Origin of the sequence: Nodularia sp. UHCC 0506 (assembly GCF_034931045.1) — a bacterium.
Lineage (GTDB): Bacteria > Cyanobacteriota > Cyanobacteriia > Cyanobacteriales > Nostocaceae > Nodularia.
Window position 1 is genome coordinate 81031 of record NZ_JAYGHH010000013.1, and the last position, 18417, is coordinate 99447.

The following is an 18417-nucleotide window of genomic DNA, read 5'->3' on the forward strand; positions in this document are numbered from 1 at the left end:
ATTTCCAAGTTTCAAAAGGCCCAACAGGTAACTCTGGGCCGGAAGTAGTACCACTGAGAATATCTACAACTAAGCTGGTAGCATCATTGCTAGAATCAACAATCATATCTTTTAAAGCTCTTGACAACTCCTGAGAAGGTGAAGTCATACCTTTTTCCAGCCATTCGTTAACAGCGACCAAATAAAACAGTTTAACTACACTCGCCGGGTAAATTCGTTCAACACCGCGATAAGTAAAACCACGGACTGGATGATTCCAAAAAGCGTCAGGAGTCAAAGCCCCACCAGTATTTACAGGTACTGGGGGATCGTACACAATCCAAGTTAAAGCGACTTGGTTACGGGCTAAACTGGGAAATTCTGCCCAAGTTGCCTCTAAAATACCATTACCAAGATTTTCGAGTTGTTCGTCTTTTCTAAAGAAAATCATTGCAGAATGCTCTCTAATCCAGAATCCCAAATCCTAAATTTGACATCGGTAGAATACCACTGTATCGCTGATCTGAATTTATATGACTCTCCTGAATGTACGCGCCTGACAACTCAAGCAGCTTCTGGGCGACATTTACGAATCACATCAAATCATCAATTATCAGCAGTTGAGGTGTGTTTGTGTGAGGATGACTATCCAGGTTGGGTATCTTTTACCGACTTGGGTATATTACAACCTGCTACTGTACTTTATCAGGCTAAATCATTTTCTGAGTCTGAAATCACAAAATTACTCCCAAATGTGATTGCTTTTACCCGAAAAGCGATGCAACAGTCAAATTACTATCTATGGGGTGGTACAGTCGCCCCAAATTACGACTGTTCGGGATTAATACAGGCGGCTTTTGTTTCAGTGGGTGTTTGGTTGCCCAGAGATGCTTATCAACAGGAGGCTTTTACTCAGGAAATTAATATTGCTGAGTTAGCACTAGGGGATTTGGTGTTTTTTGGCACTCCCGAAAAAGCTACTCATGTGGGGCTATATTTGGGCGATAGTTATTACATTCATAGTTCTGGAAAAGAACAGGGGCGAAATGGCATTGGCATTGATATTCTCTCGGAACAGGGAGATGAGGTAAGCCAGTCATATTATCAGCAGCTGCGAGGTGCTGGTAGGGTGATTAAGAGTTATAAACCACAGGGACATTGAGGACGCAGAGGAATATGAGGGGTGGGTTAATTTCCGGCAGGTTAAATGAGGAAAATGGGGCAATTGCGATGATTGTTCCCGATGTTTCGGTGGTTGTACCGGTGCGCGATGAGGTAGAAAGTTTACCACTTTTGCTAGAAGCGATCGCATCTAATATCAGCGATAGTAATTTTAGTTATGAAATCATTTGTGTAGATGATGGTTCTACAGATGGTTCGGCTGAATTTCTCAAGGAACAAGCACAAATTCGCAGTGATTTAAAAGCTGTGCTTTTACGGCGCAATTACGGACAAAGTGCAGCTATGGCGGCGGGATTTAACTATGCTATCGGCAAAGTGATTGTAACATTAGATGCTGATCTGCAAAATGACCCGGCTGATATTCCCTTGTTATTAGCAAAATTGGCAGAAGGTTATGATTTGGTGAGTGGTTGGCGACATCAACGGCAAGATGCTGTAGTTTCCCGGTTAATTCCTTCTAAAATTGCCAATTGGTTAATTGGGAAGGTAACAGAAGTTAAATTACATGATTACGGTTGTTCTCTCAAAGCTTATCGGTCAGAAGTTGTAGCAGATATGAATCTCTACGGCGAACTACACCGTTTTTTACCTGCTTTGGCTTACATTGAAGGGGCGCGAATTACCGAAATCCCAGTACGTCACCATGCGCGGCGTTTTGGTAACAGTAAATATGGCATTTGGCGGACGTTTCGCGTCATGATGGATTTGTTAACTATTTACTTTATGAAAAAGTTCCTTACCCGCCCCATGCACGTTTTTGGGCTATTGGGTTTAGGTTCAATGGTGACAGGAACCCTAATTGGGATGTACTTGACTTTTATCAAATTAGCTTTAGGTGAATCAATTGGCAATCGCCCTTTGCTGATTTTGGCAGTTTTGCTGTTAGTAACTGGGGTGCAGTTGTTTTGCTTTGGTCTGTTAGCTGAATTATTGATGCGTACTTACCATGAATCTCAAGGTCGTCCCATTTATCGGGTGAGAGAAATAGTAGCCAAAAGTGTTAAGTAACGTAACAATGTAATCATTAAAAGTGCTGAGTGCTGAGTGCTGAGTTCGGAGTTCTGATTGGGTAGGGGCGGGTTTAAGCAGTCAGTCTGTGATTCGTCGAAATCCTTAGTAAACCCGCCCTTATAGGAGTGAGTTCGGAGTTCTGAGTAAAACATCTTAGTCCCCTAGTCTCTTGTCTCTTTTAAGAATGTACGCAGTTGAGAATAGCTATTTTGAAAGTTCTTCACACATTGGACGCTGAACTACGACGTAACCTGCTGGTGTTATTTACAGCAGGTTTATTATTCTGGTCTAGCCTGGCTTCATTATTGCCGACTTTACCCCTATATATCGAAGATATCGGCGCGACAAGTCAACAAATTGGCATTGTGATGGGTAGTTTTGCCATCGGGATGTTAGTATTTCGGCCTTGGTGTAGTAATTTAGCAGACCGTCGGGGTCGTAAAATTGTCTTGCTAATTGGAATGTCAGCAGCAGCAATCGCACCTCTGGGTTATATCTTCGCTACCTCAATTATGCCCTTAATGGTGTTACGTGCCTTTCACGGCATCAGTATTGCCGCTTTTGGTACTGCTTACATTGCCTTGGTAGGAGATTTAGCCCCTGTGAAAAATCGTGGGGAAGTAATTGGTTACATGAGTTTGGTAAATCCCATTGGTGTAGCGATTGGCCCTGCTTTGGGGGGATATTTACAAGCCGCAGCAGGTTACACCCCATTATTTATCTTATCTGCGGCTTTGGGTTTTTCTGGAATGTTATGTATTATACCTATTGTCAATCCATCTGTGGATGATTCGCTGCACAACAGCGCCAATGACAAACAATTTTGGGGACTTTTACTGAGTCCTCGTGTGCGGATTCCCGCAGTTGTGATGTTATTAATTGGTGTGGTAATTGGTACTGTGCATACTTTTGTACCATTATTTATCAAATCCACTAATGTAGATTTGAATCCAGGACTATTTTACACAATAGCGGCGATCGCTAGTTTTAATGTCAGGTTGTTCATTGGTCGGGCTTCTGATAAATATGGCAGGGGATTATTTATCACCCTGAGTTTAATTGCCTTTACTTTTGCGATGATTGGTATTTGGCAAGCCAATAGCGCCCCTGTGTTCTTAATCTCAGCATTTGTCCAAGGCGCTGCTTCTGGAACAGCAATTCCCATGATGGCCGCAATGATGACAGACCGCGCCCACCCTCATGAACGAGGTCGCATATTTGGTGTATCTTTGGTAGGATTTGATATTGGGGTTGCGATCGCCGGGCCAGTTCTTGGTACAATTGCCGAACAAGTAGGCTACCGCAATATGTTTGGTTATGGTGCTGGTTTAACTTTCCTAGCAATTCTGATATTTCTCACGCAATCTAGTCATAACCTCAACAATTCCCTGCGCTTTGCTTTGGGGCGTGCTGAGGATACCTATTCTTTAAATAATGGCAACTAGCACCGCTTCGCGGAAGTCAAAAGTCAAAATTTTCGTTGTGCTGTACTAAAACGCAAAAAAGGGCAAAATAGAAATACCTCTACTTTGCCTTTTTCTTTTCTTAAACGGGCGAGGAGGGATTCGAACCCCCGACACCGTGGTCCGTAGCCACGTGCTCTAGTCCACTGAGCTACACACCCTTACAAGAATTTTATCTTAACACTACTATCAAAATAATGCAAGACAATTTTTTATCTAATTCTGCCGAATTCACACACCTTGATGACCAGGGCGCAGCGCAGATGGTCGATGTGTCGGCTAAGATGCCCACTATCCGGGAAGCAGTAGCTATGGCTAAGGTACGAATGTTACCGGCAACTTTTGCCGCCATTCAAACGGGTAATGCCCCAAAAGGTGATGTATTAGCAACAGCGAGGTTAGCAGGGATTATGGCAGCTAAACAGACAGCTACATTGATTCCCCTGTGTCATCCCTTACCACTACAAAAAATTACAGTAGAAGTCACACCAGATCCCCAACTACCCGGTTATCAAATTCAATCCACAGTCAAAACCAAAGCTGAAACTGGTGTAGAAATGGAAGCTTTAACAGCTGTTTCTGTGGCAGCTTTAACTTTATACGATATGGCAAAAGCTTTAGAAAAGTCTATTCAAATTGAATCGATTCAATTATTAAGTAAAACTGGCGGAAAATCAGGTGATTATTCCTCAGCAGCATCTAAATAATTTTACCTATGGCTTTATTTAGGTCTGTTGGTGTTTGGTATTTTTGATTTTCTGGTAGTTGTTCTAATATTGAGATCACATCCTGATCAGCACCGTGTTGTTTAGCGTGCTTGATTAAATCTGACTTTTCCGCCGGATAATCAAAGCCTTTCAAGTATTTTTGGATTTCAACGGGATTTGCTTTAGTCATTTTTATCCACATCTAATGCTTATTTATATCTTTACAAGTCAATGTATTAACTCCCTCTCTCAAAAAGATGAATCATTTTTAATTCAGACAAATCAAAATTTCACCCAATTGATTGATGAAGCAATGTTTTGCATTTGCTAGTTTTTTTATTGCTAAAATTGATAGTGACTAATTAATATTTTTCCATCCCCAAAATATATATATTTTTTTATTTTGGGTGTGTTGTAATTCTACTAAAAATGTAAAATTTAGGAAACAGATAAATTTTTACCTGATCTGAGTTTTGGGGTTTTGTCGCCAGGGAACCCTAAAAACCTTAAAATGAGTAAATACATAGCAAACAGCTGTGTTTTTACTGTGTTCAAGTCTGTAAGAAATCTTTATGCCTCCTCGTTGGCCTCGCAAACCCGACCGCAAAGACCCAGCATTCCGCAAGTTAGATGACCGCATGACTTTTGCTGTTCATGTGGCACTGACTACAGCTGTTAATTCTAGTTTATGGTTTTTCCACAATTTAACAGCAGCTACCTGGGAATGGCTACCCTGGTTAACAGCAGGTTGGATATTAGTATTGTTGGTGCATCTTATTTATATTAGTGCGATCGCTAACTATACCGAAACTCCACCCAAATCTACCTGAAGACGTACTATTGAGGCTAGGGCGATTGTAACCTGTGGCAGTAGATTCAGCTTGATAATTGCGCGATAATGGTTAAAGACCCTGATAGTTAACTCTCTTTGTTGAGATAAGGTGATTTTTATGGCGACAACTCACACCGCAGAATTACTAGAAGCCCTAGCTGCTGAAATTGGCGAAGCCGTCTATATGGATATTGCTAAGTGGCATCTTTATTTATCTGATGCCAAATTACACACTGTAGTTGCTGAACAGATGTATCCCTTAATTACTTCTAAGACTGTAAATGAAGACCAAGTTATAGCAGTATTGGAATCTATCCCAGTAAAAATTGGTGGTGGGAGAAAAGAATTGCCTTTGAATAACTTTTTACCACTGCAATGTCAAGTAAATTTGGTAGATATTTTAGAGAAATATCAACGCGAGATTTAATTTCTCTGTTTAGAGTGTTCATAATTTGCTGTTTGGGCAACCTCTTGGAAGAGGTGACAGTTAAAAGTATTAAATTCCCTCGCAACGAATTAAACAAACACATTTTTCTTGTTTGACTGAAAGCCTTTCTATTTCGCATAAAAATTTAGTGAGGTAATTTATATGTTTTTACAACTCAAAGATTCCGGCGATATTGTCAAAATTCTTGATTTTCAGGAATTAATTGACCCAAATAATAATATTATTCACGCCCAAGATCAATTAGGTGAAGAAGAACAAGAACCCGATACTTATAAAAAACAAAATCTCGTATTCCCTTCCGGTGAAAGTCTACCACGCTGTTGGGTGGATGCAAATTATAGACATCCTCAACTTTCATCATCTTCTCAGCACCGATAAACTAAGATAAATGGGTGGGCTAGTACCGCAAGTCAAAAGTCAAAAAGCTTTGAAGCTGGGCTTTGGAACCTTTTGAAAGGGTATACGTATTTACGCCATGCTGTACTAGAAACCCACCCCACAATAGTTATATTTATCTGTGTTTATTTGTGGTTAATTTTTCTGCATCTAACTGCTACTAGAAACAACATCCTCTACTACCGCTTCAGGCTGCTGTGAATTGGGAAAAAATGCTTTAGTAATCCAGTAAGTTAAGATATGGGAAAGTAAACCCAAAGGGCCAGCAAACAAACATAAGGCTATAGAGTGAAATGTCCAAATGCCTGTTTTCTGACCTTCTAAATATATCCAGCGACCGACAAATAAATCCATCACTAAAAAATGAATCCAACCCGTTGCAGCAGCTGTTTCATTGCTAAAAAAGCGCGCAATATCGGCTAATTGAGGATTGGATAAAGCTGCGGCATTTTCTGGTGTGATGCTGTTGACAAATAAATACAAATATGCACAAGCAAGCACTACAAAAGGTAGATATGATTCCATTACTTGCTTTGTCAGTTTCCACTTAGGTAAGAAAATCATTAACACCCAAAAGGGTAAAACGAAAATATTAGCAATGTCAAATAGTTGAGAGATATTCATAAATTTAGGGAGATTATAAAGCTACCAATTGTGATTCTATTTCTGAAGCTTGCAAATCACGACCAATAAAAACTAAGCTGGTTTGTTTAGTTTCTTGTGGTTTCCAAGGACGGTCATAAAATTTATCAAATCGAGTGCCTACACCTTGCATTACTAGGCGCATGGGTTTGTTAGCTACTGCGACAAAGCCTTTGATACGATAAATTTCTTGTTGATTAGCTAGTTTTTGCAGTTCCTGTTGGAGTTTTTCTGGGTCAAAGGTGCGGTTTAAAACTAGGTGAGTTGAGGTGATTTCTTCGTCGTGTTCGTGGTCTTCTTCGTTGTCGTGATGGCTGGGACGACTATCTAAGTTGTCTTCAACTGCGGCTTGAAATCCTAATAAGATTGATGCATCAAGTGTACCGCGATCGCTTGCCACAATTTTCACGACTCTGGGCAGTTCTTGCTTAATCAATTCCTCAACTTGATGCTTGGTGGCAATATCGACTAAATCAGTTTTATTCAACACCACCAAATCTGCACAAGCCAGTTGGTCTTCAAACAATTCTTGCAAGGGTGTTTCATGTTCTAGACTATCATCTGTTTGCCGTTGGGCAGCGATCGCTTCTGGATTACTAGCAAATGTGCCTGATGCTACTGCTGCACAGTCTACTACGGTAATTACAGCATCCACTGTAGCCGCAGCGCGAATTTCTTGCCAGCGAAAAGCCTTAATTAAAGGTTTTGGTAAAGCTAACCCGGAAGTTTCAATCAAAATACAGTCAATACTATCTCGCCGCTTGATTAACTGTTGCATTGTAGGATAAAACTCTTCCTGCACAGTACAGCATAAGCAGCCGTTAGTTAATTCAAAAATATTACTACCATCGTCGCTATCTTCGGGGCAAATCTCACAGGATTTCAACAATTCACCGTCAATACCCAGTTCGCCAAACTCGTTGACTAACACTGCAATGCGGAGTCCTTGGTTGTTTTGTAGTAGGTGGCGAATTAAGCTAGTTTTACCACTGCCTAAAAAGCCTGTAATTACTGTAACCGGAATTTTTGTAGCCATTGTTTAGTTAGAGATATGCACTGAGGCAATAATTGCATCTGTTTCTATTTTCCCCCAGTCATGACACTAAAAAACATTTGGGGCAACTTCCTCGCCATCATCTTATCTCAAATTAGATGACCCCAAAGAAGCTGCCCCTAAATTTTACTTACAGCAAAAATTTATTCAGCTGTAGCCAGTTCGGTGTTGCCACGATTGCGGCGGCGTGTGAGACTGTTAAACAGCATGACACCGATGGATTTAATCAAATTACCTTCCAATTCTTGGAACATCTTCATGTTCATACCAAAAGCGGCGTTAGCTTCATCGACAATGCGATCGCCTGTAGTATCATCAAGTGGTAATTCATCTAAACTTTGACGGTATTTAGCTTTAAATGCCTTCTCGTCGGTAATATCTGCAAATTCATAGAAAGCAGTTCCTTGACCTTCAGACAAGTTCATCGCTGTCACAGCAATGTTTTTGAGAATTTGACCCCCGGATAAATCACCCAAATAACGAGTATAAGAATGGGCGATTAACAATTCTGGTGCTGTTTGCGAAATTTCGCGGATGCGTTGCACATAAGCTTCCCCGGCTGGCGAAAGTTTCACTTCTTCCCGCCAGTTTGCACCAAAGTAGTAACTCAAATCTTGTTCTAAGGTGTGTTTGCGGTTGAGTTGGGGAAAGTTAATTTTGCTAATAATCGGGTGCTGACGGTGCTTTTCCATCTCCTCTTCCATCGCGGAGTAGATGAAGTAAAAGTTAGCAACTAGTTTGCGGTAAGAGTTTTTCTCCACCACTCCTTTTAAAAAACACTTGACAAAACCCACATTTTCTGCCATTGTATGGGCTTTTTTAGTACCTAAACGTAATTTGCTGGCTAAATTGCTGCTCATACTAAATTTCTCAACTTAAAAGGTTAACTGCCGAAGTGATGATTTTATGAATGGCTAAAAAAGGCCATTAAAACGTTACCTTAAAACTATTTGATGAGAATTTATATTAAAATTTTTTAAGTATCCCAAAGTTATAGTTAAATTAAAACGTCAATGAGGCTCAGTAATTGCGAAAGTCCATAACGAAGATTCATTAATGTTTGCTTTTCTTGAGCTAAATTCCCATTTCTCCGGACTATGGCTGCAAAATCTCATATTCACAGTTTTTCAGCCTGGGATTCAATTGCCAAATAGCCGCAAATCACTATTTTCGGGAACAATTCAATTGCGGCAAAGTGCTGAGTGCTGAGTGTAAAGCCAGTTTCTTCAAGGCTTTGAGCTATTAACACTGTTCTCATGCTTAGGAAAACAGCCATAACCATGAAAATAGTAGAAAAATATCTTTACATAAATATATTAACAATCAACAAACAATAATTTCAGTAAATTTACTGAAAAATCTGTAAGTAAGCTGATTTGTCAAATAAAAATAGGTATATATTACAGATAAACAGTTATCTCAGCTGAAAGTGCTGAATTAACGTGTAAAGTAATATTTTCCAATGTGATGGTGTGGGGAGTTTAAACTTATGGTGACATCTATAAATAGAACCCAAGGCGACATTCGAGGTGGCTTTAAGTCCGAATCTCACAAATTAAGAAAAGGTTTGGATGGTAATTTTGCGCCTAACTTATTAGCACTACCGACGACTACCTTATTTGGCACAGATGGCATTCGGGGAGAAGTCGGAGAATTACTGAATGCACCCTTAGCATTACAAGTGGGTTTTTGGGCGGGTATGATTTTGCAAAATCATAGTAGTCAAGCCGGGCCAGTCATCCTGGGGCAAGATTCCCGCAACTCTAGCGATATGCTGGCAATGGCTTTAAGTGCAGGGTTAACAGCAGCCGGGGTAGAGGTTTGGTATTTGGGGTTATGTCCCACTCCCACGGTTGCTTATTTAACTAGTATCAGTGCTGCCATCGGTGGGGTGATGATTTCTGCTAGTCATAATCCGCCAGAAGATAACGGCATTAAAATTTTTAATGGTAATGGTTCTAAGTTATCTCCAGGATTACAGGCAGAGATTGAGGCAGGACTAAGGGGGCATACAGTTACAGGTAAAGTGAGTAATTGTGGACGGCATTATTCCCGTGGAGAATTAGTTAGTCAGTACGGCGAAACCTTGAAAGAATCTTTGCAGCAAACGGTAAATCTTCAAGGGTTGAAAATTGTCTTAGACTTAGCCTGGGGTGCAGCTGTGGGGTTAGCACCCAAAATATTTACTCAAATGGGGGCAGAGGTGATCTGCTTACATAATGAAGCTAATGGCGATCGCATTAACGTTAATTGCGGTTCCACTGATTTAGCAATTTTACAAGCCACAGTTCAGGAAAATAACGCTGACTTGGGTTTTGCCTTTGATGGTGATGCTGATCGCGTCTTAGCTGTCGATCATACTGGTAGGCAAGTAGATGGTGATTATATTCTTTATTTGTGGGGACTGCACCTACAACAACAGCAACAACTCCCAGATAACTTAATTGTTTCCACTGTCATGGCCAATTTAGGCTTTGAAAGGGCTTGGCAACAACAGGGTGGTAACTTAATTCGGACTGCGGTGGGCGATCAATACGTCCAGGCAGAAATGATCAAAACTGGGGGAATGTTAGGCGGTGAACAATCTGGTCACATTCTCTGCCGCCATTATGCCATTACTGGTGATGGCTTATTAACAGCTTTACATATAGCAGCTTTAGTCAAAGAGGCCGGTGTACCTCTTAGCGAAATGGTAGATCAAAGTTTTGAAACTTATCCCCAATTCTTGCGAAATGTCCGAGTTATAGACCGCGATCGCCGCTTAAACTGGCAAGATTGTATACCAGTACAACAAGCGATCGCTCAAGCCGAAACAGCAATGGGTGATGCAGGCAGAATATTAGTCCGGGCTTCTGGTACAGAACCAGTGATTAGAGTGATGGTAGAAGCCGCTAATGCTGAACTAGCTAACCACTGGACAAATGAATTAGTATCTCAAGTCCAGCAACACCTGGCAGTCTAAGTTTTTACTGACAGCTTTTGCAGATGAACAACCTAATTCAAATGCAGAAGCTGTAAAGTGTAAAATTAATCATCTGAATTAGCAGAATATTTAATTAGGCATAAAATATAGTAATCCAATTAATTTCTAAAGTATAAAATATGATTTTCTACTTATGCCAACATTAAAGTCAAAATCAAAAAAATCAAAAAAATCAAAAAAACAGCATCCAAATCAAGCTTCTACTTCTACCCTCAAAGAACGGTTAGCCCAGAAGCGTAAAGCAGCCCAAGCACGGAAAGAATTTACCACCCTAATGACAGCTGCCGGCTTTACCAGTGTCTTTTTTGGCATTCTACTTTTTTTCGTAGGTGGAATTAAAATAGCACTTCCTGGTGTCTTGGCAATCTTAATCTTTTCCTTTTCTTACAAATACCCCCGCCTTGCCTTATTTGCTTTTCTGATTTATATGCCATTTGCGGGTACTATCATTTATTACATCGGTAACAGTCCCGTTCTGCAACTAGCTAAAGATGCTTTCTATTTTCCCGCCTTGATTGCATTCTGGCAAACTTGCCGCAAACAAAGGCTACCTCTAATACTTCCCAAAGCCATTAAAACCCCACTATTAATTTTATTTATCTGTTGCCTATTAACCCTGATATTTATCAATGGTGGACAACAGTTCAATCCTCCTACTGTGGGACTCCTACAAAAACCACCCAATGAAATGCCCATAGGTATGGGTATTCTGGGACTAAAAGTATTTTTGGGTTACGTACCTTTAATTGGTTGTGCTTATTATTTAATTCGGGATAAAAAAGATTTCCTATTTTTATCTCGCCTCCAGGTTTCACTCATACTTATCTGCTGTGGTCTGGGAATTCTTCAATATGTGTTACTCCTAACTGGAGTCTGTGAAGGGACTAGAAATTTATCAGGAGACCAATTATTTAAAGCCACACTAGACGCGCGCTGTTATTTTGGCGGTTCTCTACTATATAGTCCTAGCCAGGGGGTAATTCGTTTACCAGGAACCTTTGTCGCCCCTTGGCAATGGGCTTGGTTTTTGATTTCTAGCACATTTTTTGCCTTTGCCACAGGTTTCGCTGACCCTTCAGCTATTTGGCGGTTATTAGGTTTAGGTTCTTTGGCGACAGTTTTTATCAATGCAGTTATCTCTGGACAGCGAATTGCCTTAGCCCTAGTACCTGCCTGCTTCCTACTCTTGCTCATACTTACGGGTCAAATTCGTAACCTGAAACGCTTTATTCCGATGGGAATAGGACTGGCAGTGATTCTGGGAATTGCAATGGCAAGTTACCCAGAAGTTGTCCAAGAACGGATAGATAGTTTTGCAAGTCGCGCCGAAGCTTCACCACCCCAAGAGTTTATCCTCCAGCAGTTTGAGGAAAATTGGAAAACTGTAGCCAGCCCCATTGGTAGCGGTTTAGGTAGAGCAACTAACTCGGCTAGAGCATTGGGTAGAACCAAGCTAGTAGAAACATATTACCCTAAAGTATTATATGAGGTAGGTATTGTGGGAGTCCTGGGCTTTTTAGCTTTGGTTACAACCTTGACAATTACTGGTTTCAAAACCTATCGTGCCATCAAAGACCCTAATTTCCGCACTTATGGTGCTGCTTTGTGGGTGTTTATACTGTTTATTAGCTATAATACTTACTATTATCCTTTAGATGTTGATCCAGTGGCTGTATACTACTGGTTTTTTGCAGGAGTACTGTTCAAATTGCAAGTCCTGGATAAACAAGAAGCACAAAATGCTGAACCTATAAAAACAACAACTAAGAAATTTTCCAAAATAAAAGTTTAATTTGTTCTACTACCATTACAAAAGCAATGAAATTGGAAATTGGAAATTTAGCAGGCAATTCCATGATCAAAACGCAAGTTTATTTGAATAAGAAAATACATGAATAATTTGCCTTTGATTTCAGTAATTATTCCCACCTATGGGAGAGAAGAAACTTTGCAGGATAGTATTGTAGATGTTTTAAAACAGGACTATCCCAATTTTGAGGTTTTGGTAGTAGACCAATCTCCCACACACCAACCAGAAATTCAAGTTTACCTGGAAGAAATCTCAGCAGCAGATAAAATTCAATGGTTTCGCTTAAATTGGGCGAGTTTACCAGGGGCGCGTAATTATGGTGTGCGACGTGCAAAAGGTGAAATCATTTTATTTATTGATGATGATGTGAAAATTACCCCAGAATTTTTAGCAGCCCATGCCAAAAATTATGTGCAGCATCCAGAGATAGGCGCTGTGGCTGGGCGAGTATTTGACAGAGGTAAATTAAGTGATTCGGGTGGTGAGTTGCAAATTGAATATTTACCTCCCGAAGCAATGGACCCTGGAATTGCTTGGTATCACATTGATTTAGTCCACACTATTAAACCTCAACAAGTTTTAACAGCTAGAGGTTGTAATATGTCTTTTCGCCGCGAAATTTTTACTCAATACGGATTGCACTTTGACGAAAGATTTCGGGGTAGTGCGGTGCGCGAAGAATCAGACTTTTGTTTGCGAATTCGACAGACGGGATATAAGATTTGGTATGACCCAGAGGCTTATTTGATACATTTGGGCGAAGAGACTGGGGGTTGTCATGATATTAGTATGCGATCGCTTCAGTATCAACTCACCTTCTACCACAATCATTTTTTAATGGCGCTAAAAAATCTCAATGCTATCGAAGCTTTACGCCTATACGCCCGTTTATTTGATTGTCACGTTCTCGGACACCCACCTTGTAACAAAAGTGGTTCTCCCATGAAAATTTTCACTCGCGGTATTTTTTACACTTTGGGTTTTTTCAAAGCCTTGGGTACTGTAATTCAGTCAATCTGGAATGATGGTCAAACTTATACCCATCTAGATCAACAAATTTAGTCATTGGTCATTTTTGAAATTTGACTATTAACAAATACCCAAATTTTATGAAAATTTTAGTTGCTAGTCATTCTTATATTGTAGACCTAAACTGTGAAAAATTACGGGCTTTAGCTCAGTTACAACCAGGAATTGAAGTCACAGTTGTCGTTCCTAAAACCTGGAAACCTGGGGGAGTTCAAAATAAAGTTATTACCACTCAATACCGGGATGAAGGGAATTTTAAAATTGTCCCAATTTCTAACTTTAGTCAAAATCATCAAGGTCTACTCACCTTTGGTACTGATTTAATTTCTTTATTACGAGAATTTTGCCCCCAAATTATCCAAGTAGAACAAGGTTCTAGAGGATTAGCTTATGCTCAAATGATTTTTCTCAATCAGCTATTAGGACTCAAGGCAAAAAATATATTTTTTACTTGGTGGAATCTACCTTATGCACTAAAATTTCCTATTAATTTGTTAGAGAAATACAATCTTAACCATAGTCACGGCATCATTTCTGGTAATCAAGATGGGGCGGAAGTTCTCAGACAACGAGGATATCAAGGTAACATAAAAGTTATGCCGCAATTGGGTGTTGACGAACGCCTATTTACTCCCAAACAACAACCAGAATTAGCCAGCAAATTGGGAATTACATCTGAGGATTTTGTTGTAGGATTTGTGGGGCGCTTTGTTCCAGAAAAAGGCTTATTAACTCTTTTAGAAGCTTTAATAACTATCAAAGATAAACCCTGGAAACTATTACTATTAGGACGGGGTGAATTACAAGCAGAATTAATTAAAATTACCACAGAAAATAATCTGAGAGAACGGGTAATTTTTGTGGAAAGTGTTCCCCATAATGAAGTTGCTAATTATATCAACTTAATGAATACTTTGGTACTGCCTTCAGAGACTACTTATAAATTTACAACACTGACTGCTGTAGGCTGGAAAGAACAATTTGGCCATGTGCTGATTGAGGCTATGGCTTGCCAAGTTCCCGTGATTGGTTCGGACTCTGGCGAAATTCCCCATGTAATTGGTGATGCTGGTTTAGTATTTCCTGAAGGTGATATTCCAGCTTTGGCTAATTGCTTAGTGCGATTAATAGACCAACCAGATTTTGCTAAAAGTGTTGGTGATCAAGGTTATCAAAAAGCCATGAAAAAATATACTAATAAGGCTTTAGCAAAGCAGCAGTTTGAGTTTTATCAAAAATTGATTAATAATTAAAGGCTCGCGCAGAGGCGCACAGCAAAACGCAAAATTATGAAAATTTTACAAATTATTCCTTCAATTTCTGTTGTTTATGGTGGTCCCAGTCAAATGGTTATTGGGCTGGCTGCTGCTTTGGCAAAGGAGGAAGTAGAAGTTACAATTATTACTACTGATAGTAATGGTGATAGTGGACAAAAACCTCTGGATGTGCCTTTAAATTGTCCAGTAAAACAAGATGGTTATGAAATCATTTATTTTCGTTGCGCCCCATTTCGCCGCTATAAGTTTTCTCTTGATTTATTAAAATGGTTAAAAGTTCATGCTGGTGAATATGATTTGGCACATATTCATGCTTTATTTTCTCCTGTAAGTAGTGCTGCGGCTAGGGTATGTCGTCAGCAAAAGTTACCTTATATTTTGCGTCCTTTGGGAACTTTGGACCCCTCTGATTTACGCAAGAAAAAGCAATTAAAACAGCTTTATGCTGGACTTATTGAACGGCGAAATTTAGCTGATGCAGCCGCAATTCATTTTACCAGCGAACAAGAAGCAAAAATATCAGAACGCTTTGGGGTTGTTACACGAGATTTGGTCATTCCTTTGGGTGTAATTCCCCCAGAAAAGTTAGAAAATGCCGGGAGTTTAGTCCGTCGTCGATGGGAAATACCGCAAGATTTGCCTTTAGTGTTGTTTATGTCGCGGATTGACCAAAAAAAAGGGTTAGATTTGTTAATTCCAGCCTTAGAAAAGCTTTTAGAGTCCCAGTATAATTTTCACTTTGTTTTAGCCGGGACAAATTCTCAAGACCCAGATTATGAGCAAAAAATTAAAGATCAGATTGCCAATTCACCATTGCGATCGCATACTACAATTACAGGCTTTGTTAGTGGTGAGTTAAAAGCTAGTTTACTACAAGCTGCTGATTTATTCGTATTGCCTTCTTACTATGAAAATTTCGGCATTGCGGTAGCTGAGGCTATGGTAGCAGGGATACCAGTAGTTATTTCTGACCAAGTGCATATTTGGCAACAGGTGCGTGATAGCAATTCGGGCTGGGTGGGTGCAACAAAGGTAGAAACTTTTGTAAAATTAATTGCAGAAGCTTTGCAAAATCCCCAAGAATGTCAGCAACGGGGGTTAAATGCCCAAAAATATGCTTTAGAGTATTTTAGCTGGAGTGCGATCGCGCGTCAAATCATCCAAGCTTACCAAAAAATTATCACAAAATAAACACAGATTAAGAAATGCTATTTTTATTAAAATTTAATTAATTTGTATTTCTTAATGCCTTAAAAAATTAAAATTTTTATTACAAACTGCTAAAAGCCGATGGGGAAACTGTGTTTTATGTCATGATGGCAATGTAAAATACATAAGCCTTTCTAAATTACAGGGAATCTTGCATGACTCTCCGTCTTGGTGATACAGTACCCAACTTTACACAAGCCTCTACACACGGCGACATCGACTTCTACGCATGGGCGGGTGACAGCTGGGTAGTGCTGTTTTCTCACCCTGCTGACTTTACGCCTGTTTGTACCACAGAATTAGGCACAGTTGCCAAACTAAAGCCCGAATTTGATAAGCGTAACGTCAAAGCGATCGCACTTAGCGTTGATGATGTTGAATCCCATAATGGTTGGGTAGGAGACATCGAAGAAACTCAAGGAACCGCCCTCAATTATCCCATTCTCGCAGATGCGGATAACAAGGTTTCTAACCTTTATGATATGATTCACCCTAACGCAGCTGCAAACATTACAGTGCGTTCTGTCTTCGTGATTGACCCCAATAAAAAACTGCGTCTTACCTTCACCTATCCCCCCAGCACAGGACGCAACTTTGATGAACTATTGCGAGTAATTGATTCTCTGCAATTAACAGATAATTATAGCGTAGCTACACCAGTTGACTGGAAAGATGGGGACGACTGCGTAATTGTACCATCATTGAAAGATCCTGAAGTTCTTAAAGAGAAATTCCCCAAAGGTTACAAAGAAATCAAACCTTATTTGCGGATGACACCTCAGCCTAACAAGTAAGTTTAATTAACACCAATATTATTATATTCATAGGGTGGGTTAGCAAAAGCGTAACCCACCATTTTTATATATAGATATAATTAAGTTGTTTGGGTAAGCAAAGTAGGAGAGATTTACCATGCTTTCATCCCCTTTAATATTACATTTTCCCTCATCAATGCCCATGACAGACGAACAATTTTTTGAGTTCTGTCAAGAAAACCGCGACTTACGCATTGAGAGGAATAAATTTGGAGAAATCTCAATTATGCCGCCTACAGGTTCAGAAACAGGAAACCGTAACTTTAATATTGCGGGACAGTTATATGTTTGGGCAGAACAAGACAATACGGGCATTTGTTTTGATTCTAGCACAGGATTTAAACTATCAACGGGTGCAGAGCGATCGCCTGATGCTTCCTGGATAAAATTAGCCCGGTGGAATCAACTTACCCCAGAACAAAAACAAAAATTTGCCCCTATTTGTCCAGATTTTCTAATTGAATTAAGGTCAGCGTCTGATAACCTGCAACTATTAAAAGACAAAATGGTAGAATATATGCAGGAAGAAGAAATCCAATTAGCTTGGTTAATTGACCGTAAACATCGCCGAGTTTATATTTATCGTCCAGGACAACCAGAAGAATGTTTAGAAAATCCTGAAACTGTTAGCGATGAAAACGTTTTACCAGGATTTAATTTGAAGATGAGTAAAATTTGGTAGTCAGGAAATCAATATTAATTCATCCCATATAAAAACTATGCAATCTCCTTTAAATATTCTCACAGTTGCAGAATACCTAGAAGCAGAGAAATCCAGCGATATTCGCCATGAATACATAGCCGGACAAATCTTTGCAATGGCGGGTGCTAGTGAAGAACATAACCTGATATCAGGTAATATTTACAACCTCTTACGCTCCCATCTTCGCGGTAGTTCCTGTCGTGCTTTCATGTCAGATATGAAAGTTAAAGTCAAGGTACAAAACGCCGAAATATTATACTATCCTGATATTTTAGTTACCTGTGATCCTGAAGATAAAGAAAGATATTTTAAAACTCATCCTAGCTTAATCATCGAAGTTTTATCTGATTCCACAGAAACCACAGATAAACGAGAAAAACGCCTTAATTATCAAATGCTAGATAGTTTGCAAGAATATGTATTGGTATATCAAAACCAAATCAAAGTAGAAGTTTATCGCCGAGAAATCTCTGGTAATTGGTCAATGGAAATTTTAGATAAAGATGATAAATTGCGTCTAGACTCTGTGGGATTGAATTTAACAATGGCAGATATTTATGAAGATATTAATATAGTTCCTAATCTTAATCTGTAATTTCTGCTAGACACGAAATAAAATCACAAGAAACAACAAATTAATAGACCTTTATATAAACTTAAAATTAAAGTTCAATACAGTTCAATTAAGCATTGCTTTCTTCTCATTCCTGACTTGGTGTCCTTGACGTACTTGGCGGTATGCGCTGCGCGAACGTTAAAAAAAATGACCTAAACGAAGAGTGCGAAATTTAACTGAACCATATTGAATTAAAGTTATGCTGCAAATTTTTCCCAAAAAGTCTACATTTTCTCCTGTTGATGGCGGCAAAATTAGCTT

General features: G+C 39.6%; 19 protein-coding genes, 1 tRNA gene and 1 pseudogene. 15 read left to right on the plus strand and 6 right to left on the minus strand.

Features of this window, described 5'->3' with window-relative positions; genetic code table 11:
• Window positions 1-430 (minus strand): annotated as a pseudogene (locus VB654_RS10720) (serine hydrolase); the annotation flags it as partial.
• Between the two features lie 6 nt (window positions 431-436).
• Here VB654_RS10720 and VB654_RS10725 point away from each other — a divergent pair.
• The 3 genes from VB654_RS10725 (at window position 437) to VB654_RS10735 (ending at window position 3617) form a co-directional block, all read left to right on the plus strand.
• A complete protein-coding gene (locus VB654_RS10725) occupies window positions 437-1141 on the plus strand; it encodes a C40 family peptidase (protein WP_323213703.1) in 705 nt (234 codons plus the stop codon).
• A 14-nt stretch (window positions 1142-1155) separates the two neighbouring features.
• Window positions 1156-2169, plus strand: a complete 1014-nt coding sequence (locus VB654_RS10730) for a glycosyltransferase family 2 protein (RefSeq protein ID WP_323213704.1) — start codon at window positions 1156-1158, stop codon at window positions 2167-2169.
• A gap of 212 nt (window positions 2170-2381) precedes the next feature.
• The gene (locus tag VB654_RS10735) at window positions 2382-3617 is read left to right on the plus strand and encodes an MFS transporter (protein ID WP_323213705.1); all 1236 of its coding nucleotides are present in this window, start codon (window positions 2382-2384) and stop codon (window positions 3615-3617) included.
• Between the two features lie 105 nt (window positions 3618-3722).
• On the opposite strand, the gene VB654_RS10740 is transcribed toward VB654_RS10735, so the two are convergent.
• A tRNA-Arg gene (locus VB654_RS10740) sits at window positions 3723-3796 on the minus strand.
• A gap of 36 nt (window positions 3797-3832) precedes the next feature.
• Between VB654_RS10740 and moaC the strand changes: the two genes are divergently transcribed.
• On the plus strand, window positions 3833-4342 hold the full coding sequence (gene moaC, locus VB654_RS10745) for a cyclic pyranopterin monophosphate synthase MoaC (protein WP_323213706.1): 510 nt from the start codon (window positions 3833-3835) through the stop codon (window positions 4340-4342).
• On the opposite strand, the gene VB654_RS10750 is transcribed toward moaC, so the two are convergent.
• Entirely contained in the window at window positions 4335-4532 is a 198-nt protein-coding gene (locus tag VB654_RS10750) for a DUF2795 domain-containing protein (protein ID WP_323213707.1), read from the minus strand. The genes moaC and VB654_RS10750 overlap by 8 nt on opposite strands.
• 382 nt (window positions 4533-4914) lie before the next feature.
• Between VB654_RS10750 and VB654_RS10755 the strand changes: the two genes are divergently transcribed.
• The 3 genes from VB654_RS10755 to VB654_RS10765 all read left to right on the plus strand — a co-directional run bounded on the left by VB654_RS10755 (window position 4915) and on the right by VB654_RS10765 (window position 6000).
• The gene (locus VB654_RS10755) at window positions 4915-5172 is read left to right on the plus strand and encodes a hypothetical protein (RefSeq protein ID WP_323213708.1); all 258 of its coding nucleotides are present in this window, start codon (window positions 4915-4917) and stop codon (window positions 5170-5172) included.
• A 120-nt stretch (window positions 5173-5292) separates the two neighbouring features.
• The gene (locus VB654_RS10760) at window positions 5293-5601 is read left to right on the plus strand and encodes a DUF3181 family protein (protein ID WP_323213709.1); all 309 of its coding nucleotides are present in this window, start codon (window positions 5293-5295) and stop codon (window positions 5599-5601) included.
• 162 nt (window positions 5602-5763) lie between these two features.
• Window positions 5764-6000 (plus strand): acetyltransferase, encoded by a 237-nt coding sequence (locus VB654_RS10765; RefSeq protein WP_323213710.1) that lies wholly within the window; start codon window positions 5764-5766, stop codon window positions 5998-6000.
• A 168-nt stretch (window positions 6001-6168) separates the two neighbouring features.
• Here VB654_RS10765 and VB654_RS10770 read toward each other — a convergent pair whose 3' ends face one another.
• From VB654_RS10770 to VB654_RS10780, 3 genes are all read right to left on the minus strand, one after another.
• Complete coding sequence (locus VB654_RS10770) at window positions 6169-6642, minus strand: ABA4-like family protein (RefSeq protein ID WP_323213711.1); 474 nt, start codon at window positions 6640-6642, stop codon at window positions 6169-6171.
• Between the two features lie 13 nt (window positions 6643-6655).
• A complete protein-coding gene (gene cobW / locus VB654_RS10775; protein ID WP_323213712.1) occupies window positions 6656-7696 on the minus strand; it encodes a cobalamin biosynthesis protein CobW in 1041 nt (346 codons plus the stop codon).
• Window positions 7697-7857: 161 nt separating this feature from the next.
• Entirely contained in the window at window positions 7858-8574 is a 717-nt protein-coding gene (locus VB654_RS10780) for a heme oxygenase (biliverdin-producing) (RefSeq protein ID WP_323213713.1), read from the minus strand.
• Window positions 8575-9203: 629 nt separating this feature from the next.
• On the opposite strand from VB654_RS10780, the gene glmM reads away from it, so the two are divergent.
• The 8 genes from glmM to VB654_RS10820 all read left to right on the plus strand — a co-directional run bounded on the left by glmM (window position 9204) and on the right by VB654_RS10820 (window position 18135).
• Window positions 9204-10676 carry a phosphoglucosamine mutase gene (glmM, locus tag VB654_RS10785; RefSeq protein ID WP_323213714.1) on the plus strand — a complete coding sequence of 491 codons (1473 nt, stop codon included), beginning with the start codon at window positions 9204-9206 and terminating at the stop codon, window positions 10674-10676.
• Window positions 10677-10830: 154 nt separating this feature from the next.
• On the plus strand, window positions 10831-12489 hold the full coding sequence (hpsL, locus tag VB654_RS10790; RefSeq protein ID WP_323213715.1) for a hormogonium polysaccharide biosynthesis protein HpsL: 1659 nt from the start codon (window positions 10831-10833) through the stop codon (window positions 12487-12489).
• Between the two features lie 99 nt (window positions 12490-12588).
• On the plus strand, window positions 12589-13569 hold the full coding sequence (hpsN, locus tag VB654_RS10795; RefSeq protein ID WP_323213716.1) for a hormogonium polysaccharide biosynthesis glycosyltransferase HpsN: 981 nt from the start codon (window positions 12589-12591) through the stop codon (window positions 13567-13569).
• A 47-nt stretch (window positions 13570-13616) separates the two neighbouring features.
• Window positions 13617-14789, plus strand: a complete 1173-nt coding sequence (hpsO, locus tag VB654_RS10800) for a hormogonium polysaccharide biosynthesis glycosyltransferase HpsO (RefSeq protein WP_323213717.1) — start codon at window positions 13617-13619, stop codon at window positions 14787-14789.
• 36 nt (window positions 14790-14825) lie between these two features.
• On the plus strand, window positions 14826-16004 hold the full coding sequence (gene hpsP, locus VB654_RS10805) for a hormogonium polysaccharide biosynthesis glycosyltransferase HpsP (RefSeq protein ID WP_323213718.1): 1179 nt from the start codon (window positions 14826-14828) through the stop codon (window positions 16002-16004).
• 173 nt (window positions 16005-16177) lie between these two features.
• A complete protein-coding gene (locus tag VB654_RS10810; RefSeq protein ID WP_323213719.1) occupies window positions 16178-16816 on the plus strand; it encodes a peroxiredoxin in 639 nt (212 codons plus the stop codon).
• 118 nt (window positions 16817-16934) lie between these two features.
• Window positions 16935-17519, plus strand: coding sequence for a Uma2 family endonuclease (locus VB654_RS10815; protein WP_323213720.1), 585 nt, complete (start codon window positions 16935-16937; stop codon window positions 17517-17519).
• Window positions 17520-17556: 37 nt separating this feature from the next.
• A complete protein-coding gene (locus VB654_RS10820) occupies window positions 17557-18135 on the plus strand; it encodes a Uma2 family endonuclease (RefSeq protein ID WP_323213721.1) in 579 nt (192 codons plus the stop codon).
• Window positions 18136-18417: the final 282 nt, after the last annotated feature.

Bases quoted from the DNA above. Each gene is read 5' to 3' on its own strand.
- VB654_RS10725 (WP_323213703.1), top strand. From the start codon at position 437: ATGCTCTCTAATCCAGAATCCCAAATCCTAAATTTGACATCGGTAGAA.
- VB654_RS10730 (WP_323213704.1), top strand. From the start codon at position 1,156: ATGAGGGGTGGGTTAATTTCCGGCAGGTTAAATGAGGAAAATGGGGCA.
- moaC (WP_323213706.1), top strand. From the start codon at position 3,833: ATGCAAGACAATTTTTTATCTAATTCTGCCGAATTCACACACCTTGAT.
- VB654_RS10750 (WP_323213707.1), bottom strand. From the start codon at position 4,532: ATGACTAAAGCAAATCCCGTTGAAATCCAAAAATACTTGAAAGGCTTT.
- VB654_RS10755 (WP_323213708.1), top strand. From the start codon at position 4,915: ATGCCTCCTCGTTGGCCTCGCAAACCCGACCGCAAAGACCCAGCATTC.
- VB654_RS10760 (WP_323213709.1), top strand. From the start codon at position 5,293: ATGGCGACAACTCACACCGCAGAATTACTAGAAGCCCTAGCTGCTGAA.
- VB654_RS10765 (WP_323213710.1), top strand. From the start codon at position 5,764: ATGTTTTTACAACTCAAAGATTCCGGCGATATTGTCAAAATTCTTGAT.
- VB654_RS10770 (WP_323213711.1), bottom strand. From the start codon at position 6,642: ATGAATATCTCTCAACTATTTGACATTGCTAATATTTTCGTTTTACCC.
- cobW (WP_323213712.1), bottom strand. From the start codon at position 7,696: ATGGCTACAAAAATTCCGGTTACAGTAATTACAGGCTTTTTAGGCAGT.
- VB654_RS10780 (WP_323213713.1), bottom strand. From the start codon at position 8,574: ATGAGCAGCAATTTAGCCAGCAAATTACGTTTAGGTACTAAAAAAGCC.
- glmM (WP_323213714.1), top strand. From the start codon at position 9,204: ATGGTGACATCTATAAATAGAACCCAAGGCGACATTCGAGGTGGCTTT.
- hpsL (WP_323213715.1), top strand. From the start codon at position 10,831: ATGCCAACATTAAAGTCAAAATCAAAAAAATCAAAAAAATCAAAAAAA.
- hpsN (WP_323213716.1), top strand. From the start codon at position 12,589: ATGAATAATTTGCCTTTGATTTCAGTAATTATTCCCACCTATGGGAGA.
- hpsO (WP_323213717.1), top strand. From the start codon at position 13,617: ATGAAAATTTTAGTTGCTAGTCATTCTTATATTGTAGACCTAAACTGT.
- hpsP (WP_323213718.1), top strand. From the start codon at position 14,826: ATGAAAATTTTACAAATTATTCCTTCAATTTCTGTTGTTTATGGTGGT.
- VB654_RS10810 (WP_323213719.1), top strand. From the start codon at position 16,178: ATGACTCTCCGTCTTGGTGATACAGTACCCAACTTTACACAAGCCTCT.
- VB654_RS10815 (WP_323213720.1), top strand. From the start codon at position 16,935: ATGCTTTCATCCCCTTTAATATTACATTTTCCCTCATCAATGCCCATG.
- VB654_RS10820 (WP_323213721.1), top strand. From the start codon at position 17,557: ATGCAATCTCCTTTAAATATTCTCACAGTTGCAGAATACCTAGAAGCA.